16 protein-coding genes and 2 tRNA genes are annotated in these 20,754 nt (G+C 55.9%); 11 read left to right on the top strand and 7 right to left on the bottom strand.

Annotated features, from left to right (window positions below):
- Window positions 1–9 precede the first annotated feature (9 nt).
- The 3 genes from RT644_RS00845 (at window position 10) to rnt (ending at window position 2,353) form a co-directional block, all read left to right on the top strand.
- Window positions 10–1,104 (top strand): alkene reductase, encoded by a 1,095-nt coding sequence (locus RT644_RS00845; RefSeq protein ID WP_016496292.1) that lies wholly within the window; start codon window positions 10–12, stop codon window positions 1,102–1,104.
- A 95-nt stretch (window positions 1,105–1,199) separates the two neighbouring features.
- Window positions 1,200–1,607 (top strand): lactoylglutathione lyase, encoded by a 408-nt coding sequence (gene gloA / locus RT644_RS00840; RefSeq protein WP_016496293.1) that lies wholly within the window; start codon window positions 1,200–1,202, stop codon window positions 1,605–1,607.
- A 92-nt stretch (window positions 1,608–1,699) separates the two neighbouring features.
- Window positions 1,700–2,353 carry a ribonuclease T gene (gene rnt / locus RT644_RS00835; protein WP_016496294.1) on the top strand — a complete coding sequence of 218 codons (654 nt, stop codon included), beginning with the start codon at window positions 1,700–1,702 and terminating at the stop codon, window positions 2,351–2,353.
- Window positions 2,354–2,391: 38 nt separating this feature from the next.
- On the opposite strand, the gene RT644_RS00830 is transcribed toward rnt, so the two are convergent.
- Window positions 2,392–2,736 carry a Grx4 family monothiol glutaredoxin gene (locus tag RT644_RS00830; protein WP_016496295.1) on the bottom strand — a complete coding sequence of 115 codons (345 nt, stop codon included), beginning with the start codon at window positions 2,734–2,736 and terminating at the stop codon, window positions 2,392–2,394.
- A gap of 339 nt (window positions 2,737–3,075) precedes the next feature.
- On the opposite strand from RT644_RS00830, the gene RT644_RS00825 reads away from it, so the two are divergent.
- A complete protein-coding gene (locus RT644_RS00825) occupies window positions 3,076–3,906 on the top strand; it encodes a C40 family peptidase (protein ID WP_044489372.1) in 831 nt (276 codons plus the stop codon).
- 124 nt (window positions 3,907–4,030) lie between these two features.
- On the top strand, window positions 4,031–4,612 hold the full coding sequence (gene sodB / locus RT644_RS00820) for a superoxide dismutase [Fe] (protein WP_016496297.1): 582 nt from the start codon (window positions 4,031–4,033) through the stop codon (window positions 4,610–4,612).
- A 54-nt stretch (window positions 4,613–4,666) separates the two neighbouring features.
- Here the strand turns inward: sodB and RT644_RS00815 are convergent, their stop codons facing one another.
- Both RT644_RS00815 and RT644_RS00810 read right to left on the bottom strand, forming a co-directional pair.
- Window positions 4,667–5,833, bottom strand: coding sequence for an MFS transporter (locus tag RT644_RS00815; protein ID WP_313625080.1), 1,167 nt, complete (start codon window positions 5,831–5,833; stop codon window positions 4,667–4,669).
- A gap of 168 nt (window positions 5,834–6,001) precedes the next feature.
- The gene (locus RT644_RS00810) at window positions 6,002–6,091 is read right to left on the bottom strand and encodes a YnhF family membrane protein (RefSeq protein WP_016496299.1); all 90 of its coding nucleotides are present in this window, start codon (window positions 6,089–6,091) and stop codon (window positions 6,002–6,004) included.
- Between the two features lie 297 nt (window positions 6,092–6,388).
- Here RT644_RS00810 and purR point away from each other — a divergent pair, with 297 nt between their 5' ends.
- On the top strand, window positions 6,389–7,414 hold the full coding sequence (gene purR, locus RT644_RS00805; RefSeq protein WP_016496300.1) for an HTH-type transcriptional repressor PurR: 1,026 nt from the start codon (window positions 6,389–6,391) through the stop codon (window positions 7,412–7,414).
- 18 nt (window positions 7,415–7,432) lie between these two features.
- Here purR and punR read toward each other — a convergent pair whose 3' ends face one another.
- The gene (gene punR / locus RT644_RS00800; protein WP_016496301.1) at window positions 7,433–8,344 is read right to left on the bottom strand and encodes a DNA-binding transcriptional activator PunR; all 912 of its coding nucleotides are present in this window, start codon (window positions 8,342–8,344) and stop codon (window positions 7,433–7,435) included.
- Between the two features lie 112 nt (window positions 8,345–8,456).
- Between punR and punC the strand changes: the two genes are divergently transcribed.
- Window positions 8,457–9,653, top strand: a complete 1,197-nt coding sequence (punC, locus tag RT644_RS00795) for a purine nucleoside transporter PunC (RefSeq protein ID WP_313625077.1) — start codon at window positions 8,457–8,459, stop codon at window positions 9,651–9,653.
- Window positions 9,654–9,955: 302 nt separating this feature from the next.
- Window positions 9,956–11,104 carry a cyclopropane fatty acyl phospholipid synthase gene (gene cfa / locus RT644_RS00790; protein ID WP_313625075.1) on the top strand — a complete coding sequence of 383 codons (1,149 nt, stop codon included), beginning with the start codon at window positions 9,956–9,958 and terminating at the stop codon, window positions 11,102–11,104.
- A gap of 31 nt (window positions 11,105–11,135) precedes the next feature.
- Here the strand turns inward: cfa and RT644_RS00785 are convergent, their stop codons facing one another.
- Both RT644_RS00785 and RT644_RS00780 read right to left on the bottom strand, forming a co-directional pair.
- A complete protein-coding gene (locus tag RT644_RS00785) occupies window positions 11,136–11,777 on the bottom strand; it encodes a riboflavin synthase (RefSeq protein ID WP_016496304.1) in 642 nt (213 codons plus the stop codon).
- A gap of 81 nt (window positions 11,778–11,858) precedes the next feature.
- Window positions 11,859–12,053 (bottom strand): hypothetical protein, encoded by a 195-nt coding sequence (locus tag RT644_RS00780; RefSeq protein WP_313625073.1) that lies wholly within the window; start codon window positions 12,051–12,053, stop codon window positions 11,859–11,861.
- Window positions 12,054–12,090: 37 nt separating this feature from the next.
- Between RT644_RS00780 and mdtK the strand changes: the two genes are divergently transcribed.
- The 3 genes from mdtK to RT644_RS00765 all read left to right on the top strand — a co-directional run bounded on the left by mdtK (window position 12,091) and on the right by RT644_RS00765 (window position 13,781).
- Window positions 12,091–13,464, top strand: coding sequence for an MdtK family multidrug efflux MATE transporter (gene mdtK, locus RT644_RS00775; RefSeq protein WP_044489373.1), 1,374 nt, complete (start codon window positions 12,091–12,093; stop codon window positions 13,462–13,464).
- A gap of 151 nt (window positions 13,465–13,615) precedes the next feature.
- Window positions 13,616–13,692: transfer RNA gene (locus tag RT644_RS00770), tRNA-Val, on the top strand.
- 12 nt (window positions 13,693–13,704) lie between these two features.
- Window positions 13,705–13,781, top strand: a tRNA-Val gene (locus tag RT644_RS00765).
- Between the two features lie 159 nt (window positions 13,782–13,940).
- On the opposite strand, the gene RT644_RS00760 is transcribed toward RT644_RS00765, so the two are convergent.
- Window positions 13,941–20,744, bottom strand: coding sequence for an AIDA repeat-containing protein (locus tag RT644_RS00760; protein ID WP_313625071.1), 6,804 nt, complete (start codon window positions 20,742–20,744; stop codon window positions 13,941–13,943).
- Window positions 20,745–20,754 lie beyond the last annotated feature (10 nt).

The following is a 20,754-nucleotide window of genomic DNA, read 5'->3' as shown; positions in this document are numbered from 1 at the left end:
GGAGTTGTTATGTCCAGTAAATTATTTACGCCGCTGAAAGTGGGCGCTATTACCGTTCCAAACCGCGTTTTTATGGCACCGTTGACGCGACTGCGCAGCATCGAGCCGGGTGATATTCCTACGCCGTTAATGGCGGAATATTATCGTCAGCGCGCCAGCTCCGGCCTGATTATCAGCGAAGCCACGCAAATCTCCGCGCAGGCGAAAGGCTATGCCGGCGCACCGGGTCTGCACAGCGCAGAACAAATTGCGGCATGGCAGAAAATCACCGATGCCGTGCATAGCGAAAACGGCCGTATCGCCGTACAGCTGTGGCACACCGGTCGTATCTCGCACAGCAGCCTGCAACCGGGTGGTGCCGCGCCGGTCGCACCGTCAGCCATCAACGCAGGAACGCGTACCTCTCTGCGTGATGCCAACGGCAACGCCACGCGTGAAGACACCTCCACGCCGCGCGCGCTGGAAACCGATGAGATCCCGGGTATCGTTAATGATTTCCGCCAGGCCGTTGCCAATGCGCGCGACGCCGGGTTTGATCTGGTTGAACTGCACTCGGCCCATGGTTATCTGTTGCACCAGTTCCTTTCACCGTCGGCGAACCAGCGTACCGACCAGTACGGCGGCAGCGTGGAAAATCGCGCGCGCCTGGTGCTGGAAGTGGTCGACGCGGTAAGCAAAGAGTGGGACGCAGAGCGCATTGGTATTCGCGTGTCTCCGATCGGTTCTTTCCAGAACATGGATAACGGCCCGAACGAAGAAGCCGATGCGTTATATCTGATCGAGGAACTGGGCAAGCGCGGTATTGCTTACCTGCATATGTCAGAGCCGGACTGGGCCGGCGGTGAACCGTACACCGACGCGTTCCGTGAAAAAGTGCGCGCACGTTTCCACGGCCCGATCATTGGTGCAGGTGCCTATACCCCGGAAAAAGCGGAACAGTTGATCGAGAAAGGTTTGATTGACGCGGTAGCCTTTGGTCGCGCCTATATCGCCAACCCGGACCTGGTAAAACGTCTGCAACTGAAAGCGGAACTGAACCCACAGCGCCCGGAAAGCTTCTATGGCGGCGGCGCGGAAGGTTACACCGACTACCCTTCTCTGTGATCCTCTGATTGTTCATTGATAGCGGCGGGTCTGCGCCGCTATACTAAAACTGTGTTTCTATTCGGAACGTTAACACATTCATACAAGAGGATATTATGCGCTTACTTCACACCATGCTGCGCGTCGGCAACCTGCAACGCTCCATCGAATTTTATACTAACGTGCTGGGCATGAAGCTGCTGCGTACCAGTGAAAACCCGGAATATAAATATTCGCTGGCTTTCGTTGGCTACGGCCCGGAAAGCGAAGAAGCGGTGATTGAACTGACCTACAACTGGGGCGTGGAAAGCTACGATCTGGGTAATGCTTACGGTCATATCGCGCTGAGCGTGGAAAACGCGGCGCAAGCTTGCGAAGCTATCCGCAACAACGGCGGTAATGTGACGCGTGAAGCGGGTCCGGTTAAAGGTGGAACCACGGTTATCGCCTTCGTTGAAGATCCGGACGGTTACAAAATCGAGCTGATCGAAGAGAAAGACGCCGGTAAAGGCCTGGGTAACTAATCCCCTCCGGGCGCGCTTTGCGCCCGCTGTTTTACATCCCTTCGTAAAATTTGCCATAATGCGCTGCCATTTTCCCGTATCAAGAGATCCTGATGTCCGATAACGCTCAACTGACTGGTCTGTGCGACCGTTTTCGCGGTTTTTACCCTGTGGTAATTGATGTTGAAACCGCCGGGTTTAACGCCAAAACCGACGCGCTGCTGGAAGTCGCCGCCATTACGCTGAAAATGGATGAACAAGGCTGGCTCATGCCCGACAGCACGCTGCATTTCCACGTTGAGCCTTTCGAAGGCGCGAACCTGCAACCCGAAGCGCTGGCCTTTAACGGCATTGATCCGGGCAATCCGCTGCGTGGCGCGGTGAGTGAGCATGACGCCCTGCATGCCATTTTTAAAATGGTGCGCAAAGGCATTAAAGATCAGGGTTGTAACCGCGCAATTATGGTGGCGCACAACGCGACGTTCGATCACAGTTTTATGATGGCCGCTGCGGAACGCGCTTCACTGAAACGCAACCCGTTCCACCCGTTTGTCACTTTCGATACCGCGTCATTAAGCGGGCTGGCACTCGGGCAGACGGTGCTGTCAAAAGCGTGTGGCGCGGCGGGCATCGCGTTTGACGCCTCGCAGGCGCACTCCGCGCTATACGATACAGAGCAAACCGCCCTGCTGTTTTGCGAAATCGTCAACCGCTGGAAGCGCCTTGGCGGCTGGCCGTTGCCCATCGCGGATGAAAATCAGGCGTAAAAAAAGCGACCATCAGGTCGCTTTTTTATTGGCAGAAATTACTCTGCGCTCGGCTCGTCTTTATGTTTTGCCGCCGCTTCTTTGATAAGCGTCTGCAATTCGCCGCGTTGATACATTTCAATCACGATATCGCAGCCGCCAACCAGTTCACCTTCAACCCACAGCTGCGGGAAGGTCGGCCAGTTAGCGTATTTCGGCAGTTCTGCGCGAATATCCGGGTTTTGCAGAATGTCTACATAGGCAAAACGTTCACCGCATGCAGAGAGCGCTTGTACCGCCTGGGCGGAGAAACCGCAGCTTGGCAGCTTCGGAGAGCCTTTCATATACAGCAGAATCGGGTTTTCAGCGATCTGGCGCTGGATTTTTTCAAGTGTTGTGCTCATTGTCATGCTTCCTTCAACTTCTTCTACGGCAGATGTTCGCCATTGTAACGGTTCAGAGGGGCATCGGAAAATAACATTTTGTTCACCGTTCATGATTTTATCGTCTGTCGGCAAAAGTTGCCTTAGGAATATGACTTAACTCAACTCGCCATCCCGCTTGCTGCCTAACTCTTGAGCACATAGAAACGTTTTGCTGCTTTTTTTTGCGCTTGTTAACGAAACGAAGCTATAGATGCAAAAACAGTATTAACTTTTGGGGTTTTTATGGATTAGAATCGACGAGTTTTAAAAAACCATTTGCAGGCATATTAAATGCTTGCCCTAACAGGGGATTGCTCAGTGGCGCGGATACCAAAAGCTTCAATCACGCTCTGTGCTTTGTTGTTCACCACGATTTCTTTCACGCCATTAGCGAGTGCCTCTGAACAGGCGCGAGCGTCGGCCGTGCAAAAATCGCATCTGGCGAAAGCATCCGAACGTAAGAAAAAAAATACATCACAAAAGACACCAAAGAAAAACAGTCGCAGTCCGGCAGAAAAAACCACCAGCAAAAAAACAACGGAGAGTAAAAAAGCTCCGGCAAACAAAAAAGTTACTACCAGCAAAAAAGCCAGCAAAATCACCTCGCGTCGTAATACATCCAGCCCGTTAAAAACCACCGCCGTCACCTGGACTGAGAAATGTACGCCGCGCAAAGGCCACAAGCCGCATTGTGTGAAGGTTAAAAGCACTAACGCCATCGCCGATGTGCATAAAGTTCGCATTCAAAAAGCACAAAAAACCGCCATGTCCAAGCTGATGAACCAGATTGGCAAGCCTTATCACTGGGGCGGCACCTCACCAAGCACCGGTTTCGATTGCAGCGGTCTGGTCTATTACGCATATAAGGATCTGGTGAAATTCCGTATTCCGCGTACCGCCAATGAAATGTATCACCTGCGCGATGCATCGCCGGTGAATGTGGCGGAACTGGAGAGCGGCGATCTGGTGTTCTTCCGTACCCAGGGCCGTGGTACCGCCGATCACGTGGGCGTGTACGTCGGTAATGGTAAATTCATTCAGTCTCCGCGTAGCGGCCAGGACATCCAGGTTACCTCGCTGAGTGAAGATTACTGGCAGCGCCATTATGTTGGCGCGCGTCGCGTCGTGACGCCGAAAACCATTCGCTAACCCCTCACCTGCCGCGCCTGCGGCAGGTAACTCCCTCTTTTGTCTGGCCTTTCGATTTGCTACCCTAATCCGTACATCCAGTAGGGCTATTGGGTGTTATTAAAATAATGAAAGGAGAATAGCAATGTCGTTTGAATTACCTGCATTACCGTATGCAAAAGACGCCCTGGCGCCGCATATCTCAGCCGAAACGCTGGAATACCACTATGGTAAACACCATCAGACGTATGTCACCAACCTCAACAACCTGATCAAAGGCAGCGCTTTTGAAGGTAAATCGCTCGAAGAGATTGTGAAAAGCAGCGAAGGCGGCGTGTTCAATAATGCTGCCCAGGTCTGGAACCATACTTTCTACTGGAACTGCCTGGCCCCGAATGCTGGCGGTGAACCGACCGGTGAGCTGGCGGCAGCTATCGCCAAATCATTCGGCAGCTTTGCCGAATTCAAAGCGCAATTCACCGATGCTGCGGTTAAAAACTTCGGTGCTGGCTGGACGTGGCTGGTGAAAAAAGCGGATGGCACATTAGCCATTGTTTCAACGTCTAATGCGGGCACTCCGCTGACAAGCGATGCAACCCCGCTGTTAACCGTCGATGTCTGGGAACATGCGTATTACATCGATTACCGTAATGCGCGCCCGAACTACCTCGAACATTTCTGGGCGCTGGTAAACTGGTCATTCGTGGCCAAAAATTTAGCGGCATAAACGCGGCATAAAACAAAGGAGGGGCTAGCCCCTCCTTTTTTGCATTTGTGCTATTTATTCTGCTGCGGCACAGGCACGTTCTGGCTTAGAACCAGAGAACAGCACCACCAGCAGGCCCAGCCCGGCAATAATCGCCCCCATAACCGGGACGAAATCATAACCCAGCCCAGCGGAAATCACTGCCCCACCGGCTGCCGCACCCAGCGCGTTACCGAGGTTAAAGGCACCGATATTGACTGAAGATGAAAGGCCAGGTGCTTCATGCGCAACGCGCATGACACGCATCTGCAACGGCGGAACCACCGCAAACGTCGCCGCGCCCCACACCACCATGCTGATGGCTGCGCCCACTTCACTGCGTGCCAGGAACGGGATCGCCAGCATGATGGCAATCAGCAGGATCAAAAAACCTTTCAGCGTGCCGGTGACCGAGCGATCCGCCAGTTTGCCGCCGAGATAGTTACCAATGGAGAAACCAACGCCAATCAATACCAGCATCGCCGTCACAAAAACGGGAGTGGCATCGGTAATGGTGTGCAGTACCGGCGCAATGTAGGTATACAGCGTGAACATGGCGCCTGCGCCGAGCACGGTGGTCAACAATGCGGACAACACTTGTGGGCGTACCAGTACCGACAGCTCTTTACGTACGTCCGGGCGCTCACCTGTGCCACCTTTCGGCAGCGAAAAGAACAGGCTCGCCATGGCAATGACACCCAGCCCGGCGGTGGCCATGAAGGACATACGCCAGCCAATGGTTTCACCCAGCCAGGTTGCGGCAGGCACACCGCCAATGTTAGCAATGGTCAGCCCCATAAACATGGTTGCCACTGCGCTGGCCTGCTTCTCTTTGGCGACAACGCTTGCCGCCACCACCGAGCCAAGACCAAAGAAAGCGCCGTGGTTCAGACTGGTGACGATCCGTGCCAGCATTAATGTGGCGTAATCCGGCGCAATCGCCGACAGCACGTTACCGAGCGTAAAAATCGCCATCAAAAAGATCAGGGCATTGCGTCTGCCACGGTGAGACAGCAGCAATGTCATTAACGGCGCACCGACCATTACGCCGATAGCGTAGGCGCTAATCAGCATCCCCGCCGCCGGAATAGAAACGTCGACGCCGCGGGCAATAACCGGCAGTAATCCCATCGGGGAAAACTCGGTGGTACCAATGCCGAAGGCGCCAATCGCCAGGGCAAGCAAAGGGAAATTAATTTTCATCTGTGACTCCAAAATAGACATGCCGACTTGCGACCCTGTCGCTGAAGCCAAAAGTATGACAGCTATCACAAAAAACAGAAGTTAGCAGAATGACAAAAGATTATTGCAGAAGTGATAACAATGGCGGGGCAGAAAACCGAGGGAGAAAAGGCTCTCCCTCGCGATAGATCAATGCAGTGCAGCAGTCAGACCGCCGAAAACAATCAGGCTCAGAACGATGACGGTAGTGATTAAAGAATACTTCAGATCGGTGCTCATCAATTTTCCCCTTTTTAATTTCCCCACAAAAAGTGAGATAACGCATTTTTGCACAAATTATCTTAAAAATCTTGCGGGAATTCGCAGGAGAAACGTTTTAATACTTCCCCTTTTGCTCAAGATCAGACAAAATTCGACGCTAAATTTATTAGCGTACCGGCCATTGACTCCCCTCCTGACGTCCAGTGTCGTTTTCCCGGCGTACCGCACCCCCTTTGATGGGTACAGGGTGATTAAAGGCAAACGTTTACCTTAAGTATTATCAGGAGCTTATGATATGGTCTGGAGTGATATCTGATGGCAACGATTAAAGACGTAGCGAAACGAGCAAACGTTTCCACTACAACCGTATCACATGTGATTAACAAAACCCGTTTCGTCGCCGAAGAGACGCGCAACGCTGTATGGGCGGCGATTAAAGAGTTGCACTATTCCCCCAGCGCCGTCGCCCGCAGCCTGAAAGTGAATCACACAAAATCGATCGGCTTGCTGGCCACCAGCAGTGAAGCGGCCTACTTTGCTGAAATTATCGAAGCCGTAGAGAAAAAGTGCTTCCAGAAGGGTTATACCCTGATCCTCGGCAATGCCTGGAATAGCCTCGAAAAACAGCGTGCTTATCTGTCGATGATGGCGCAAAAGCGCGTTGATGGTTTGCTGGTAATGTGTTCCGAATACCCGGAATCGCTGTTGAGCATGCTCGAAGAGTACCGCCATATTCCGATGGTAGTGATGGACTGGGGAGAAGCGAAGGCCGACTTTACGGATTCCGTTATTGATAACGCCTTTGAAGGCGGTTATATGGCCGGGCGCTACCTTATTGATCGCGGACACCGCGATATTGGCGTGATCCCCGGCCCGCTGGAGCGTAACACTGGCGCGGGCCGTCTGGCTGGCTTTATGAAAGCGATGGAAGAAGCCCTTATCAGCGTGCCGGAAAACTGGATCGTGCAGGGCGATTTCGAGCCGGAATCCGGCTATCGCGCGATGCAGCAAATCCTCAATCAGGCGCATCGCCCTACCGCAGTCTTTTGCGGCGGTGACATTATGGCGATGGGCGCGCTGTGCGCTGCCGATGAGATGGGTTTACGCGTACCGCAGGATATTTCCCTGATTGGTTATGACAACGTACGTAACTCACGCTTCTTCACCCCGGCCCTAACCACGATTCACCAGCCGAAAGATTCGCTGGGAGAAACGGCGTTTACCATGCTGCTTGATCGTATCGTCAACAAGCGCGAAGAGTCGCAGTCTATTGAAGTGCATCCGCGTCTGGTTGAGCGCCGTTCCGTGGCCGATGGCCCGTTCCGCGACTACCGCCGCTAACCGCTTATTACGGAGCCGTTAATTCGGCTCCCGTAACCACTCGTCATTCAGCGTTTCGCTATCTCCCAGATATTCCAGCAGCCAGTTTAACGCCGGGGACGCCTCATTTTGTTGCCATGTCAGGCAGCACGCCGCATCCGGGAAGGGATTTTCCAGGGTCAGCGCAACCCAGTCACCGCTGTCGAGCCGCGGCCGGGCAAAGTGTGCCGGCACCATTCCCACGCATAACCCTGCCGATAAGCACGCCTCCGACGACGCCCAATCAGGAACAATCACGCGTTTCTGATTATCCAGTAGCCAGGTAATACGTTTCGGCAACGAGCGGGACGTATCTTCCTGGATAAGTGAAGGCCAGTTGCGCAAGGTATCGTCGCTAAGCGGGCCTGCCAGTGACGCCAGCGGATGGCGACTGGAAACCACGCATTTCCAGCTCAGCATTCCCATATCGCGAAACGCATAACGCCCACCGACGGGAATAGCCTGCGTTGCGCCGATCGCCAGCTCCACCCGTCCGTCAGCAAGCGCATCCCAGACACCGTTAAAGACTTCCTGGTAGACCTGCAACTCGACATCACTGAAATGTCGATAGAAATCGACGATTAATTGCCGGGTACGTTCAGGTTTTACGATGTTGTCGACGGCGATCGCCAGTTGCCCGCGCCAGCCGTTGGCAATTTGCTGGCACTGCTGACGGGTGATCTGCATTTTTTTGATAACAGCTCGCCCTTCTTTCAAAAACCAGACTCCGGCAGGCGTAAGCTCAACATCCCGATGGCGACGCTCAAACAGCGGAACAGCGAGCCACTCTTCAAGCTGCCGCACGGTATAGCTCACCGCAGAAGGTACACGGTGTAACTCCTGCGCCGCACCGCTAAAACTGCCATTGCGCGCGACAGCATCAACCACTTCCAGCGAATATTCTGACCACATAATCTGCCTGCAAAAATTTTGAAACCACTACGCAAATATTAGCGTTTCACAAGCGCTAATGCACTCCTTACACTCGACAGCCCTGATTACCTGCAATTAAAGAGAAACACTAATGCAACCTGGCAACGGATTTTTAGTCTGGCTCGCGGGATTAAGCGTGCTCGGCTTTTTAGCCACTGATATGTACCTCCCCGCCTTCAGCGCGATACAGCAAGATTTAGACACATCGTCTGCGGTGGTTAGCGCGACTTTAAGCCTGTTTCTGGCGGGCTTTGCCATTGCGCAACTGGTATGGGGGCCGCTATCAGACCGCTATGGTCGCAAGCCGATTTTGCTGACCGGGCTGGCGATTTTCGCGCTGGGCTGTCTGGGAACATTATGGGTACGTGATGCAACCCTGCTGCTGGTACTGCGCTTTCTCCAGGCGGTCGGCGTCTGCGCCGCGACAGTAAGCTGGCAGGCGCTGGTGACGGATAACTACCCCGCGCATCGCGTCAATCGCATCTTCGCCACCATTATGCCGCTGGTGGGTTTGACGCCGGCACTGGCACCGCTGCTGGGCGCCTGGATCCTTGCGCATTTCAACTGGCAGGCCATTTTCGCCACTTTACTGGCGATAACGTTAATTCTGATGATCCCGGCATGGCGGCTGAAATCACCCGCGCAGAAAAGTGAACACCACGAACAACCGCTGACATTTATGGATCTGCTGCGTGCCCGGGATTATCGCGGGAATGTGATTATCTATGCCGCCTGCTCAGCCAGTTTCTTCGCCTGGCTGACCGGTTCACCGTTTATTCTGCATGAAATGGGTTATGGCCCATCGGTTATTGGCCTCAGTTATGTGCCGCAAACCATCGCCTTTTTGGTGGGCGGTTACGGTTGCCGTGCCGCGTTGCAGAAATGGCAGGGTTCTCGTTTGTTGCCATGGCTGCTGGGAGCGTTCGCGTTAAGTGTCCTCGCCACCTGGGCCGTCGGTTTTATGCCGGACGTGTCGCTGGCCGCGCTGCTCATCCCCTTCTGCTTTATGGCAATGGCCAACGGCGCGATTTACCCTATCGTGGTCGCGCAGGCGCTGCGTCCTTTCCCGCAGGCAACCGGCCGCGCAGCCGCCTTGCAAAATACGCTACAGCTGGGTTTATGTTTTCTGGCAAGCCTGGTGGTCTCATGGCTCATCGCCACACCACTGCTGACGACAACCACTGTCATGCTGGCAATGGTACTACTGGTCGCGCTGGGTTATCGCCTTCAGCGCCGCACGCACGATGAATTAGCAGACAAAAAGGCTGTGGCTTCCTCGTCGCATTAATAGTTGCGTAAGCGACTATCAACAACACAGTGGTTAGCTTGCTACGGGCTTTTTATTGAATCACCCGATTTTGAAGCCTATACTCATTTTCGGCTGTTTGATAAATACGATAAATATTATGCATTAACGGGTACCGGATTGTACCCGTTTACCCATGGAAGGCCTTTCGGCAAGGGTCCTCTCCCTTCCTCTGTTCTACGTCGGATATCAGCCTCACGGTAAAAACCGTGAGATTTCTCACAAGCCCGAAAAAGCGTCTACGCTGTTTGAAGGTTCTGATCACTGCGAGTGATGGAGAAGTTATGAGTTCATCGTGTATAGAAGAAGTTAGCGTACGGGATGACAATTGGTTCCGTATAGCAAACGAACTGCTGGGTCGCGCAGGTATCCGCGTCAACGGTCCCGCAGCGTCAGATATTCAGGTGAAAAATCCTGATTTTTTCAAACGTGTTTTACAGGAAGGCTCGCTCGGACTCGGCGAAAGTTATATGGACGGCTGGTGGGATTGCGCCCGCCTGGACATATTCTTCACCAAAGTCTTACGCGCCGGGCTGGAAAACCAACTTCCGCACCATTTCAAAGATACACTCCGCATTGCCGGAGCAAGATTATTTAATCTGCAAAGTAAAAAAAGGGCCTGGATTGTGGGCAAAGAACATTACGATCTTGGTAATGATCTGTTTACCCGCATGCTGGACCCGCAGATGCAATACTCTTGCGCCTACTGGAAAGACGCTGAAACGCTGGACGATGCACAACGGGCAAAACTGCGGCTTATTGGTGAAAAGCTGCAGTTGAAACCCGGCATGCGCGTGCTGGATATTGGCTGTGGATGGGGTGGTCTGGCGCAGTATATGGCGCAAAATTACGGCGTCAGTGTGGTTGGCGTGACAATTTCCGCAGAGCAGCAAAAGCTGGCGCAGAAGCGTTGCGAAGGGCTGGATGTCGATATCCGTTTGCAGGATTATCGCGATCTCGACGAGCAATTTGACCGCATTGTTTCCGTTGGCATGTTTGAACATGTCGGGCCAAAAAACTATGCGACCTATTTCCGCGTTGTCGATCGTAACCTGAAACCTGATGGCATTTTTTTACTGCATACCATCGGCTCAAAACGTACCGATCATAATGTGGATCCGTGGATCAACCGCTACATCTTCCCGAATGGTTGTTTGCCTTCTGTGCGCCAGATTGCGGATGCCAGCGAATCACACTTTGTGATGGAAGACTGGCACAATTTCGGCGCGGATTATGACCGTACGTTAATGGCGTGGCATGAGCGTTTTCTTGCCGCCTGGCCGGAAATCGCCGACAACTACTCGGAGCGCTTTAAACGGATGTTCAGCTATTATCTCAATGCCTGCGCGGGGGCGTTTCGTGCGCGGGACATTCAGCTCTGGCAGGTGGTTTTCAGTCGGGGTATTGAACACGGGTTGCGCGTTGCGCGTTAAAAAATAAACCCCGGCATGCCGGGGTTTATTTTTACTCTTCGCTGGCTGCTGCGACAATCGCCGCTTCTTTCGAGGCCAGCACACGCTCCACGGTATCGACAACCGCCTGCGTTTGCGGGTCGATTTCGATATTCACGCGATGCCCCAGTTTTTTCGCGCCAAGCGTCGTACGCTGCAACGTTTCCGGAATTAAATGCACGCAGAAGCGGCTACTGGTGACTTCGCCAACCGTCAGGCTGATCCCGTCAATGCCGATAAAACCTTTGTACAGAATGTATTTCATCAGCGCAGGATCCTGCACTTTGAACCAGATCTGGCGGTTATTTTCCGAGGTGAGAATTTTGACTATTTCGGCGGTAGTCATGATATGACCCGACATTAAGTGACCGCCGATTTCATCGCTGAATTTTGCCGCGCGCTCAACATTTACCGAGTCGCCGACATTCAGATCGCCGAGGTTGGTGATACGCAGCGTCTCTTTCATCAGATCGAAGCTGATATGGCGGCCGTTAATCGCCGTCACTGTCAGACAGCAACCATTATTGGCAATGGAAGCGCCGGTCTCAATACCATCCAGCATCGTCTCAGGCAACTCAACAACGTGAGTGCGGAAATTGGGTTTATCATCAATTGACACCAGTTTCGCCGTGCCTTGCACAATACCCGTAAACATACTTACCACTCCTGTTCCATTCATACGGCCATTACCGTGTTCTTTACGCACAATAACAGGTGAGATTTACCCTTGCCAGTTTCAATCGCCCTGCCGCCCTTTTTCCCGCCACTCTGGCGAGAAGATAAGCGTAGCGCCGCGTGCTAAAAGATAACTTTGCTTTATGACTGGCATGGCAAAAGCGCGCCATAGCAGGTAATATTTGTACACATGTCGCACCCATCGCTGTGCGGCATCCTTTTTAGCACAAGGAAAAACTCCTTCCTGATTAGTCATTCCATTCTTCTTATAACTACAAGATAAAGGTGTTCTCGTGCAGAAGTATATGAGAGAAGCGGGTCAGTTACTGGCGCTCGCCGTGCCGGTTATTTTCGCGCAGGTCGCCCAGACAGCCATGGGTTTCGTCGATACGGTTATGGCCGGTGGCTACAGCGCCACGGATATGGCGGCGGTGGCAATCGGGACCTCAATCTGGTTTCCCGCCATACTGTTCGGCCACGGTCTGCTGCTGGCGATGACGCCGGTGATTGCCCAGTTAAATGGTTCCGGACGTCGCGACAGAATTGCCCATCAGGTTGGCCAGGGGTTCTGGCTGGCAGGCCTGGTCGCGGTGTTGATCATGATTGTGCTGTGGAATGCCGGTCATATTATTTACGCCATGCACAACATCGATCCGCAACTGGCGGATAAAGCCGTGCGTTTTTTACGTGCGTTGATGTGGGGGGCGCCGGGTTATCTCTTTTTCCAGGTGATGCGTAATCAGTGCGAAGGCCTTGCCCGCACGATCCCGGGTATGCTGATGGGGTTTGTCGGCCTGCTGGTGAATATCCCGGTGAACTACATCTTTATTTACGGCCATTTCGGTATGCCCGAACTCGGCGGCGTGGGCTGCGGTGTGGCGACCGCGTCCGTCTATTGGGTGATGTTTATTTGCATGCGCCTGTACGTTAAACGCGCCCGCGCGATGCGTGATATTCAAGCGATGCAACGTTTTGCCAAACCTGACGTCGCGGTGTTAAAACGCCTGACTCAGCTCGGGCTGCCCATTGCACTGGCGCTCTTTTTCGAGGTAACGCTGTTTGCCGTGGTAGCGCTGCTCGTTTCGCCGTTGGGCATTGTCGATGTCGCCGGACATCAGATCGCGCTGAATTTCAGTTCCCTGATGTTTGTTTTACCGCTCTCGCTGTCAGCGGCGGTGACCATTCGCGTCGGGTTTCGTCTCGGTCAGGGTTCAACGCTGGATGCGAAAACCTCAGCCCACACGGGGTTGTTGGTCGGCATCTCCATGGCGGCGTTAACGGCGATTTTCACCGCGTTAATGCGTGAACATATCGCGCTGATCTATAACGATAATCCACAGGTCGTGACGCTGGCATCGCACTTGATGTTGCTGGCGGCGATTTACCAAATCTCCGACTCCATTCAGGTGATTGGCAGCGGTATCCTGCGTGGTTATAAAGATACGCGCTCGATCTTTTTTATCACCTTTATTGCTTACTGGGTGCTGGGTTTACCGGTGGGTTACACGCTGGCGTTAACCGATTTAGTGGTCGACAGAATGGGCCCTGCGGGTTTCTGGATGGGCTTTATTATTGGCCTGACCTCGGCGGCGATAATGATGATGCTGCGGATGCGTTACCTGCAACGTCAGCCCTCGGCAACCATTTTGCAGCGCGCTGCGCGCTAAAACGTTGGTAGCCGCCCGCTGGCGGCTACTTTCACGACATTTTGCTCAGTTGTTCCGCAATCAGGTGAATTGCGTGAGAAATTTGCCATTTTCCGCTTGCCACATCTCCGGCCTGCCGCTAATATTCGTCCCCGTTGTCAACCACAACACTGCGTTCATAGCTCAGTTGGTTAGAGCACCACCTTGACATGGTGGGGGTCGTTGGTTCGAGTCCAATTGAACGCACCATTCCTTTTCAGTGCGTCCGTAGCTCAGTTGGTTAGAGCACCACCTTGACATGGTGGGGGTCGATGGTTCGAGTCCATTCGGACGCACCATTCTTAGTCATTCTCAGCTTTATCCCTCTTTTTCATCTCAGCATATATTCACCGCCACGCCGACTCTGCGTTAGCGACAGCGATCACGCTACCGTCTCCGAATGTGCATAAAAAAAAGCCGCACCTTACGGCACGGCTTTTCGTGTTACTTCCTGGCTATCAGAAGCCGACTTTCAGCGTGATTTGACCGCCGTAGCCGCCAGTGCCTGCGTCATTAATGCTCCGGGTGTAGCCCGCACGCACCCCGAGGGTAACGTTATCGCGGATCTGGCCGTCAATGCCGACATCCAGCGCCGCAGCGGTGCCGTCCTGATCCGGATTGAACGCGACCTCGCTGCCTGCTACGCCTGGTGCGCTGACGTTCAGCGTACCCTTCGAGTCGAAGGTCTGGATGAAGGACGGACGCACCCACCAGCTTACCGGTACCGGTTTGCCAGTCTCTTTCAGCGTCGCGTTGTTGCCCAGACGCAGACCGGCACGCACCTGCTGGCTGTGACCATCGCCGAACTGCACGTCTGCAACGTCATCATTACCATCTTTCAGGTTCACGCCGCGATACTGGTACTGCACCTGCGGTTCCAGCACCAGGCCGCCGCCGATCTCAAACGGCAGACCGGTTTCGAAGGAGCCAACATAGCCCCAGCCGTGAGTTTTCAGACCGTCGCCATCGCGCGGGTTGGTATCGAAGTTGTGACGTGTGCCCTGGGCCACCACATCCATCCACCAGCCGCTCTCATGCACGCCGTTAAGGTAGAGGCCGCCGCTGTAAGCGTCATCACGTACCGTACCGGCTTTCGACTTGTCGTTGCGCTGCACGTCGACGGCAGAAAGCCCCGCCGCACCGTACACCCCAACGGTCCATTCCATGGCAGAAGCCGAACCCTGCCACAGATCGCTACCGATCTGCAGGAAGGTATAGCCGCCTTTACTGTCCGGTGTGTTGCCGTTACGCAGATCGTTGCTGCCATGATCGTGGCTCAGTTGACCGGCCTGGAAACGGGCCCACATGTTGCTACCGCTTTCGGCGGCGGTACGCGCCGCATAGCGACGGGCATCCAGCGAACCGAGCAGCGCACTGTCGTAGTCCATGGCCTGCGCATAGACAGAGCTATAAAGATACGTCGCCGAACGGTAGTTCTGCGGGCCGTTCTCGTTGCCACCGGCTTCAGCAGTCGTCAGATACCAGCTCTGGTCGGCGCTGCCCTGTTGCAGGGTGTAGTTATACGCCCCCGCCTGCAGGCTGCCGCTGAGACTGAAAGCATCATCGGTCGTGGTCGCGCCATTAATGGCATTCACCACCTGGATGCCGTTACCGGTGGTACGTGCACCCAGACCGCCCTGGCTGCGAATGGCGATCCGCGTATTACCGGTGGCGGTGCCGCCGTCCAGTACCAGGCTGTCGCTCACTGCGCTATTACCGTTAAACAGGGTGTTCAGGGTAATGGTGCCGCCATTGCCCACCAGATTGGTAACCGTCAGGGTTTTCGGAACGAACGTCCCGGTCGGTGCCTGGTAATCGATCGAGCCGCCCAGCGTCAGGTTATTGAGCAGGGAGTCTGCGGTCATCAGCCAGCTTGAACCGGCATCGACGGTCAGGTCGGTCGGGTCGATCATCCCGGTCAGCGTAGTGCCGTTGGTCAACTGCAGCGAGGTGCCGCGCTGGGCGATGATGTCGGTCACGGCATCCAGCCCGCTGAACACCAGCGTACCGCTCTGCAGATAAGTACCGCCCGCCTGATTAAGCGCACCGCTCAGGGTCAGCGTGTTATCACCTTCTTTATACAGCGTACCGCTACCGTTGATGGCCGCGTTAACGGTGTTGGCACTGGTATCAGTGGTGATACGCAGTTCGCCGCTGTTGTTAACATTGCCGGCAAGCGTAGCGCCGTCGTTGACTTTGGTTATCCCGGTCAGCATCCCGCCTTCGGCGACACTCAGCGTACCGTTCTCGCTTACCACGGTGTTGTTGGCACTGCCGTCAGCGGCAACCGACAGCAGACCGCCGCCTTCCAGCAGCACACTATCGGCAACTTTATTGGCAATGGAGAAGCTGCCAAGTGCGTTGGTACCGTTGAGCGTGGTACCGGTGCCCGCCATCAATGCTGCGCCGCTATTGAGATTGATATTGGTAACCGTTGCACCATCTTCCAGCGCCAGCACGCCGCCGCGCTCAATCGCCGTCAGATCCGCCGTGCCACCGGCGCGCACGAACTGGGCGCCGCCTTTGCTGACGGTCGTGGCAATCGCCGTGCCGCCAAAGGTGACACTCTGGGTACCGTTTTCGCTAACAGTGGACGAGGCGACGGTGCCGCCCTGATTAACCACCTGATCGCCAACCACTTTGTTGTCGATAACGATCGCGCCGTCATTGACGTTCTGGATCCCGCCCTCACGGATAATGGTCGAGATCACCGTCCCGCCACTATTCACGTTCTGGGTACCGCCATTATTAATGGTGGTGCTGATGGCAGTACCGCCGTTCAGCACGTTCTGGATCCCACCGGCCTGGATGACAGCAAGTATTGATGAACCGCCGCTGAAGATATTCTGGATGCCGCGCTCGTAGATCGCCGTGCGAGTCGCCGTCCCGCCGCGGTAGACGTTCTGCACGGCGTTCGCCGAAAGATCGGTATCAACGGCACTGCCGCGCACATTCTGCTGGCTGGAGTTGATCATCGAAGTGTTCACCGCCGTTGCGCCCGCAGCGATGTTCTGCACTGCAAAATCATCCATCAGGTTGTTTTCTGCACGCCCACCGCTGTACAGGTTCTGGATGCTGTTGCGGTTACGGGTATCGGTCACTATCGCGCCGTCGTAAATCCCCTGAACCGCACCATCGCTCAGCACGGTAGAGGTGGCAGAACCCCCGCTATAGATGCGCTGTTCCGCCCGGGTGATCTCCGATCCGGTGGTGGTGCCAAAGACCTCCTGAATACCGCCATCAATCACCACAGAGACTTCGGCATTGGCATTTTTGTTGACAACCTGACGCCCGCCGTTTTTCACGATGCTGACAATCGAGGTACCGTCAACCACCTGCAGGCCACCATCGACAAAGGTGAAGTCGGTTACGCCGCCGGAGGCAACATTTTGTCTGCCGCCGGTGGAGATGGTGCCACCGTAGGTGTAACCGCCCGCGTTAACGTTCTGCACGCCACCCTTTTCAACGAGAGTTTCGAAGGCCTGCCCGCCGCTACCGATATTCTGCGTACCGCCCAGCAGGCGCGCGGCGAAAGATTTCGCGCCGTTATTGATGTGCTGCTCACCGCCATTCATCACGGTGGAGATCGCCACAGCAGAGTTACTGAGGATCTGCGTCCCGCCGGCATTAATCACGCTCTGGCGTGCCCAGCCATACGGGTCAACGATCTGCGCACCGCCGTTATTAATCACCGCGTCGAACGACTGGCCGTGTACGCGTTGTACGCCACCGCTGTTAATCAGCGTGCCGCTGGCCTGACCGCTCTTGGTCACCAGTTGTACCCCGCCGTCGCTGATGCTGGTGCCGGAAGCCGAACCTTCCACCAGTTGCGTACCGCCGCCGAACACCGTACCGTCAGACGCCGCGCCGCCAGCGGAAATGTGTTGCACCCCACCGTTATTGACGATCGAACCGGCAGCGAGGCCGCCGTAGTTGACGATTTGCTGACCGCCGTTATTGATCACGGACGAGATGGCCGTACCGTCTACGCTCTGCACACCACCGCTGTTGATATGGGTGTCGGTGGTTTTACCGCTCCCTGCCACCAGTTGCGTACCGCCATCGTTCACGCTGGCACCGGAGGCAGTACCTTCCACCAGCTGCTTGCCGCCGCCGAAGATGGTGCCGTCAGACGCCGCGCCGCCGAGATTGATGTGCTGCAGACCGCCGCTGTTCACCGTGGTGCCTGCCGCCAGACCACCTTTATTCACCAGCTGGATGCCGCCGTTGCGCACCACTGCCGAGGTCGCGTTGCCATCAACGCTCTGCACGCCGCCGCTGTTGATCAGGGTGCCGGTCGCTTTCCCGGTGGTCGTAACGATTTGATAAGCGCCATCGTTCAGGCTGGTACCGGACGCCGTGCCCGCCACCACCTGTTTACCGCCGCCAAAGATAGTGCCATCAGACGCCGCGCCGCCAAGGTTGATGTGCTGCAGGCCGCCGCTGTGTACAGCAGTACCTGCCGCCAGGCCGCCGTTATTCACCAGCTGGATGCCGCCATCGCGTACCACGGATGAGGTGGCGCTGCCGTCCACGCTCTGCACACCGCCGCTGTTGATTTGCGTACCGGAGGTTTTACCGCTGGCCTGCACGATCTGCTGACCGCCATCGCTGACGCTGGTGCCGGACGCGGTCCCTGCCACCAACTGTTTACCCCCGCCGAAGATAGTGCCATCAGACGCTGCGCCGCCAAGGTTGATATGCTGCAGGCCACCGCTGTTGACGATGGAGCCTGCGGCCAGCCCACCGCTGTTCACCAGTTGCACGCCACCGTTGTTCACCACGGCAGAGGTCGCCGAGCCGTCAACGCGCTGCAGACCGCCGCTGTTGATCAGCGCGCCCATGGCAATGCCGCCCACCTGGACGTGCTGAATGCCGCCATCGCCAATAACCGTGTCGCCTGCCATACCCGCGACCTGCTGCGTTCCACCCAGCAGCGTCGTTTTTGACGCCGCGCCGCCGGCACGCACAATCTGCACACCATCTTTATCGACGCGGGTGTCGTTCGCATGACCGCCGCTGCGGATCAGCTGTTTACCGCCGGTGTAGACGATCGTACCGTTAGCGGTGCCGTCAACATCCTGGAAACCGCCGTCATAGATTTTGCTGTCGATGGTTTTCCCGGTAACGTGAACCTGTTGCACACCGCCAGAGTCCACCCGGGTGTCGGATGCGGTGCCTTCGACAATCTGGGTACCGCCAAACAGCAGCGCATCCGAGGCAGCGCCGCCTTCGTTGATATGCTGCAGACCACCGGAATTAACCAGCGAGCCTGCGGCAAGCGCGCCGGAGTGGATCAGCTGAACCCCGCTATCGTTGACCACAGCGGAGATCGCCGTGCCGTCTACCGCCTGAGTGCCACCGCTGTTGATGATAGTGTCGGTGGCTTTACCGGTTGCCTGAACAAGCTGGTAGGCACCGTCATTGATGCTGGTGCCGGAGGCCGTACCGGCAACAACTTGCCGACCGCCGCCAAACACCGTGGTGTCGGACGCTGCACCACCTTCATTGATGTGTTGCAGGCCGCCACTGTTAACGGTCGCGTTATCCGCCAGACCGCCGCTGTTCACCAACTGGATGCCGCCGTCATAAATAACCGATGAGTTGGCTGTGCCATCCACGCGCTGCAGACCGCCCTCGTTGATCAGCGATCCGTTGGCGCTGCCACCGACCTGAACGTGCTGTACGCCGCCGGCACCGATAATGGTATCTGCCGCTACGCCCGCCAGTTGCTGAATCCCGCCCAACAACGTGGTGAAGGCGGTTGATCCACCTGAGAGTACATTTTGAATCCCGCCGGTGTTAATAACTGCGCTGGTGGCGGCACCGCCGCTGCGGACTTTCTGCAGGCCGCCGTCGTTCACTTCAGCGGAGAAGGAGACGCCGTCCACATCCTGTTTACCGCCGGCGTTCACCACCGCATCACTGCTCATGCCGCTGGCGTGGATCTGCTGCAGACCGCCGTTATTAATGATGGTGCCAGAGGTGGTGCCTTCCACCAGTTGGGTGCCACCGAGCAGAATGGCATCGGATGCTGCACCGCCTTCGCTGATATGTTGCAGACCACCGGTGTTCACCACGCCGCCCGTCGCCAGCCCGCCGCGATTAACCTGCTGCGTCCCTCCAGCATTGACGACAGAAGAGATGGCCTGGCCGTCTACGGTCTGCGTGCCGCGATTGTTGATGATGGTTCCGGTGGATTTGCCGGTTTTCTGCACCAGCTGCGCACCGCCATCGTTGACGCTGGTGCCGGATGCGGTTCCCGCCAGTACCTGGGTGCCGCCGCCAAACACCACGCCGTCAGAAGCTGCCCCGCCCTGATTAATATGCTGAATCCCGCCGCTGTTCACGATGGTGCCCGCCGCCAGCGCGCCGCTATGCACCAGTTGGGTACCGCCACCGTTGACCACTGCGGAGATAGCGGTGCCGTCTACGGTCTGCGTACCGCGATTGTTAATGATGGTACCGGTGGCTTTACCGGTTTGCTGAACCAGTTGCGCACCACCGTCGTTGAGGTGCGCACCGGATACCGTACCGGCCACGACCTGATTGCCGCCGCCAAAGATGGCGGTGTCGGCCGCGGAACCGCCGACGTTAACGTGCTGGACACCCCCGCTGTTTACCGTCGCGTCCTGAGAGAAACCACCGCTGTTGATGAGCTGGATGCCGCCTGCGTTAATGACGCCCTGAACGGAGCTGCCGTTAACAGCTTGCACGCCGCCAGTGTTAATAATCGTCTGGCTTGCCACCCCGCTTTCCTGCACAGTCTGCACACCGCCAGCGCCGACAACGGTGCTATTAGCCCTGCCAGCGACCGCCTGCGTACCGCCGCTGTTAAGCTGCGTGCCCGTTGCCGTCCCGTCCACTTCAACAATCTGTGTCCCGTTAGTGACAACGGTACCGGTCGTCTGGCCGTTCTGCCGCACAATCTGCGAACCGCCATCCTGAACACGCGTATCCACAGTCTGCCCGCCCGCCACTATCTGCGTACCACGGGTACTGATGGTATGGTTGGTGGTTAAGCCTCCAGGGCGCACATTCTGAACCCCCTCCTGCACCACCTCATCCCGCGTCGAACCAGTGACGTCCGGGGTAAACGCCATCGCCCCGCTGCTTGCGAACAGGCCACCCACCGCCGCCGAGATCAACACCGCGCCGCCTGCGCGCTTGCCTTTCGCCCGGGTCAGTTCTGAAACCACCACAAACGCCCGCTGAACGTCATTCCATACCAGCCGGTAACTGCAGTTAAGACTTTTTTTCATTTCTGTGTCC

The sequence above is a fragment of the Kosakonia sp. genome, from assembly GCF_032104925.1.
Taxonomy (GTDB): Bacteria; Pseudomonadota; Gammaproteobacteria; order Enterobacterales; family Enterobacteriaceae; genus Kosakonia.
The sequence above is the reverse complement of the archived record's forward strand: the minus strand, read 5'-3'. Positions and strand labels throughout refer to the sequence as shown.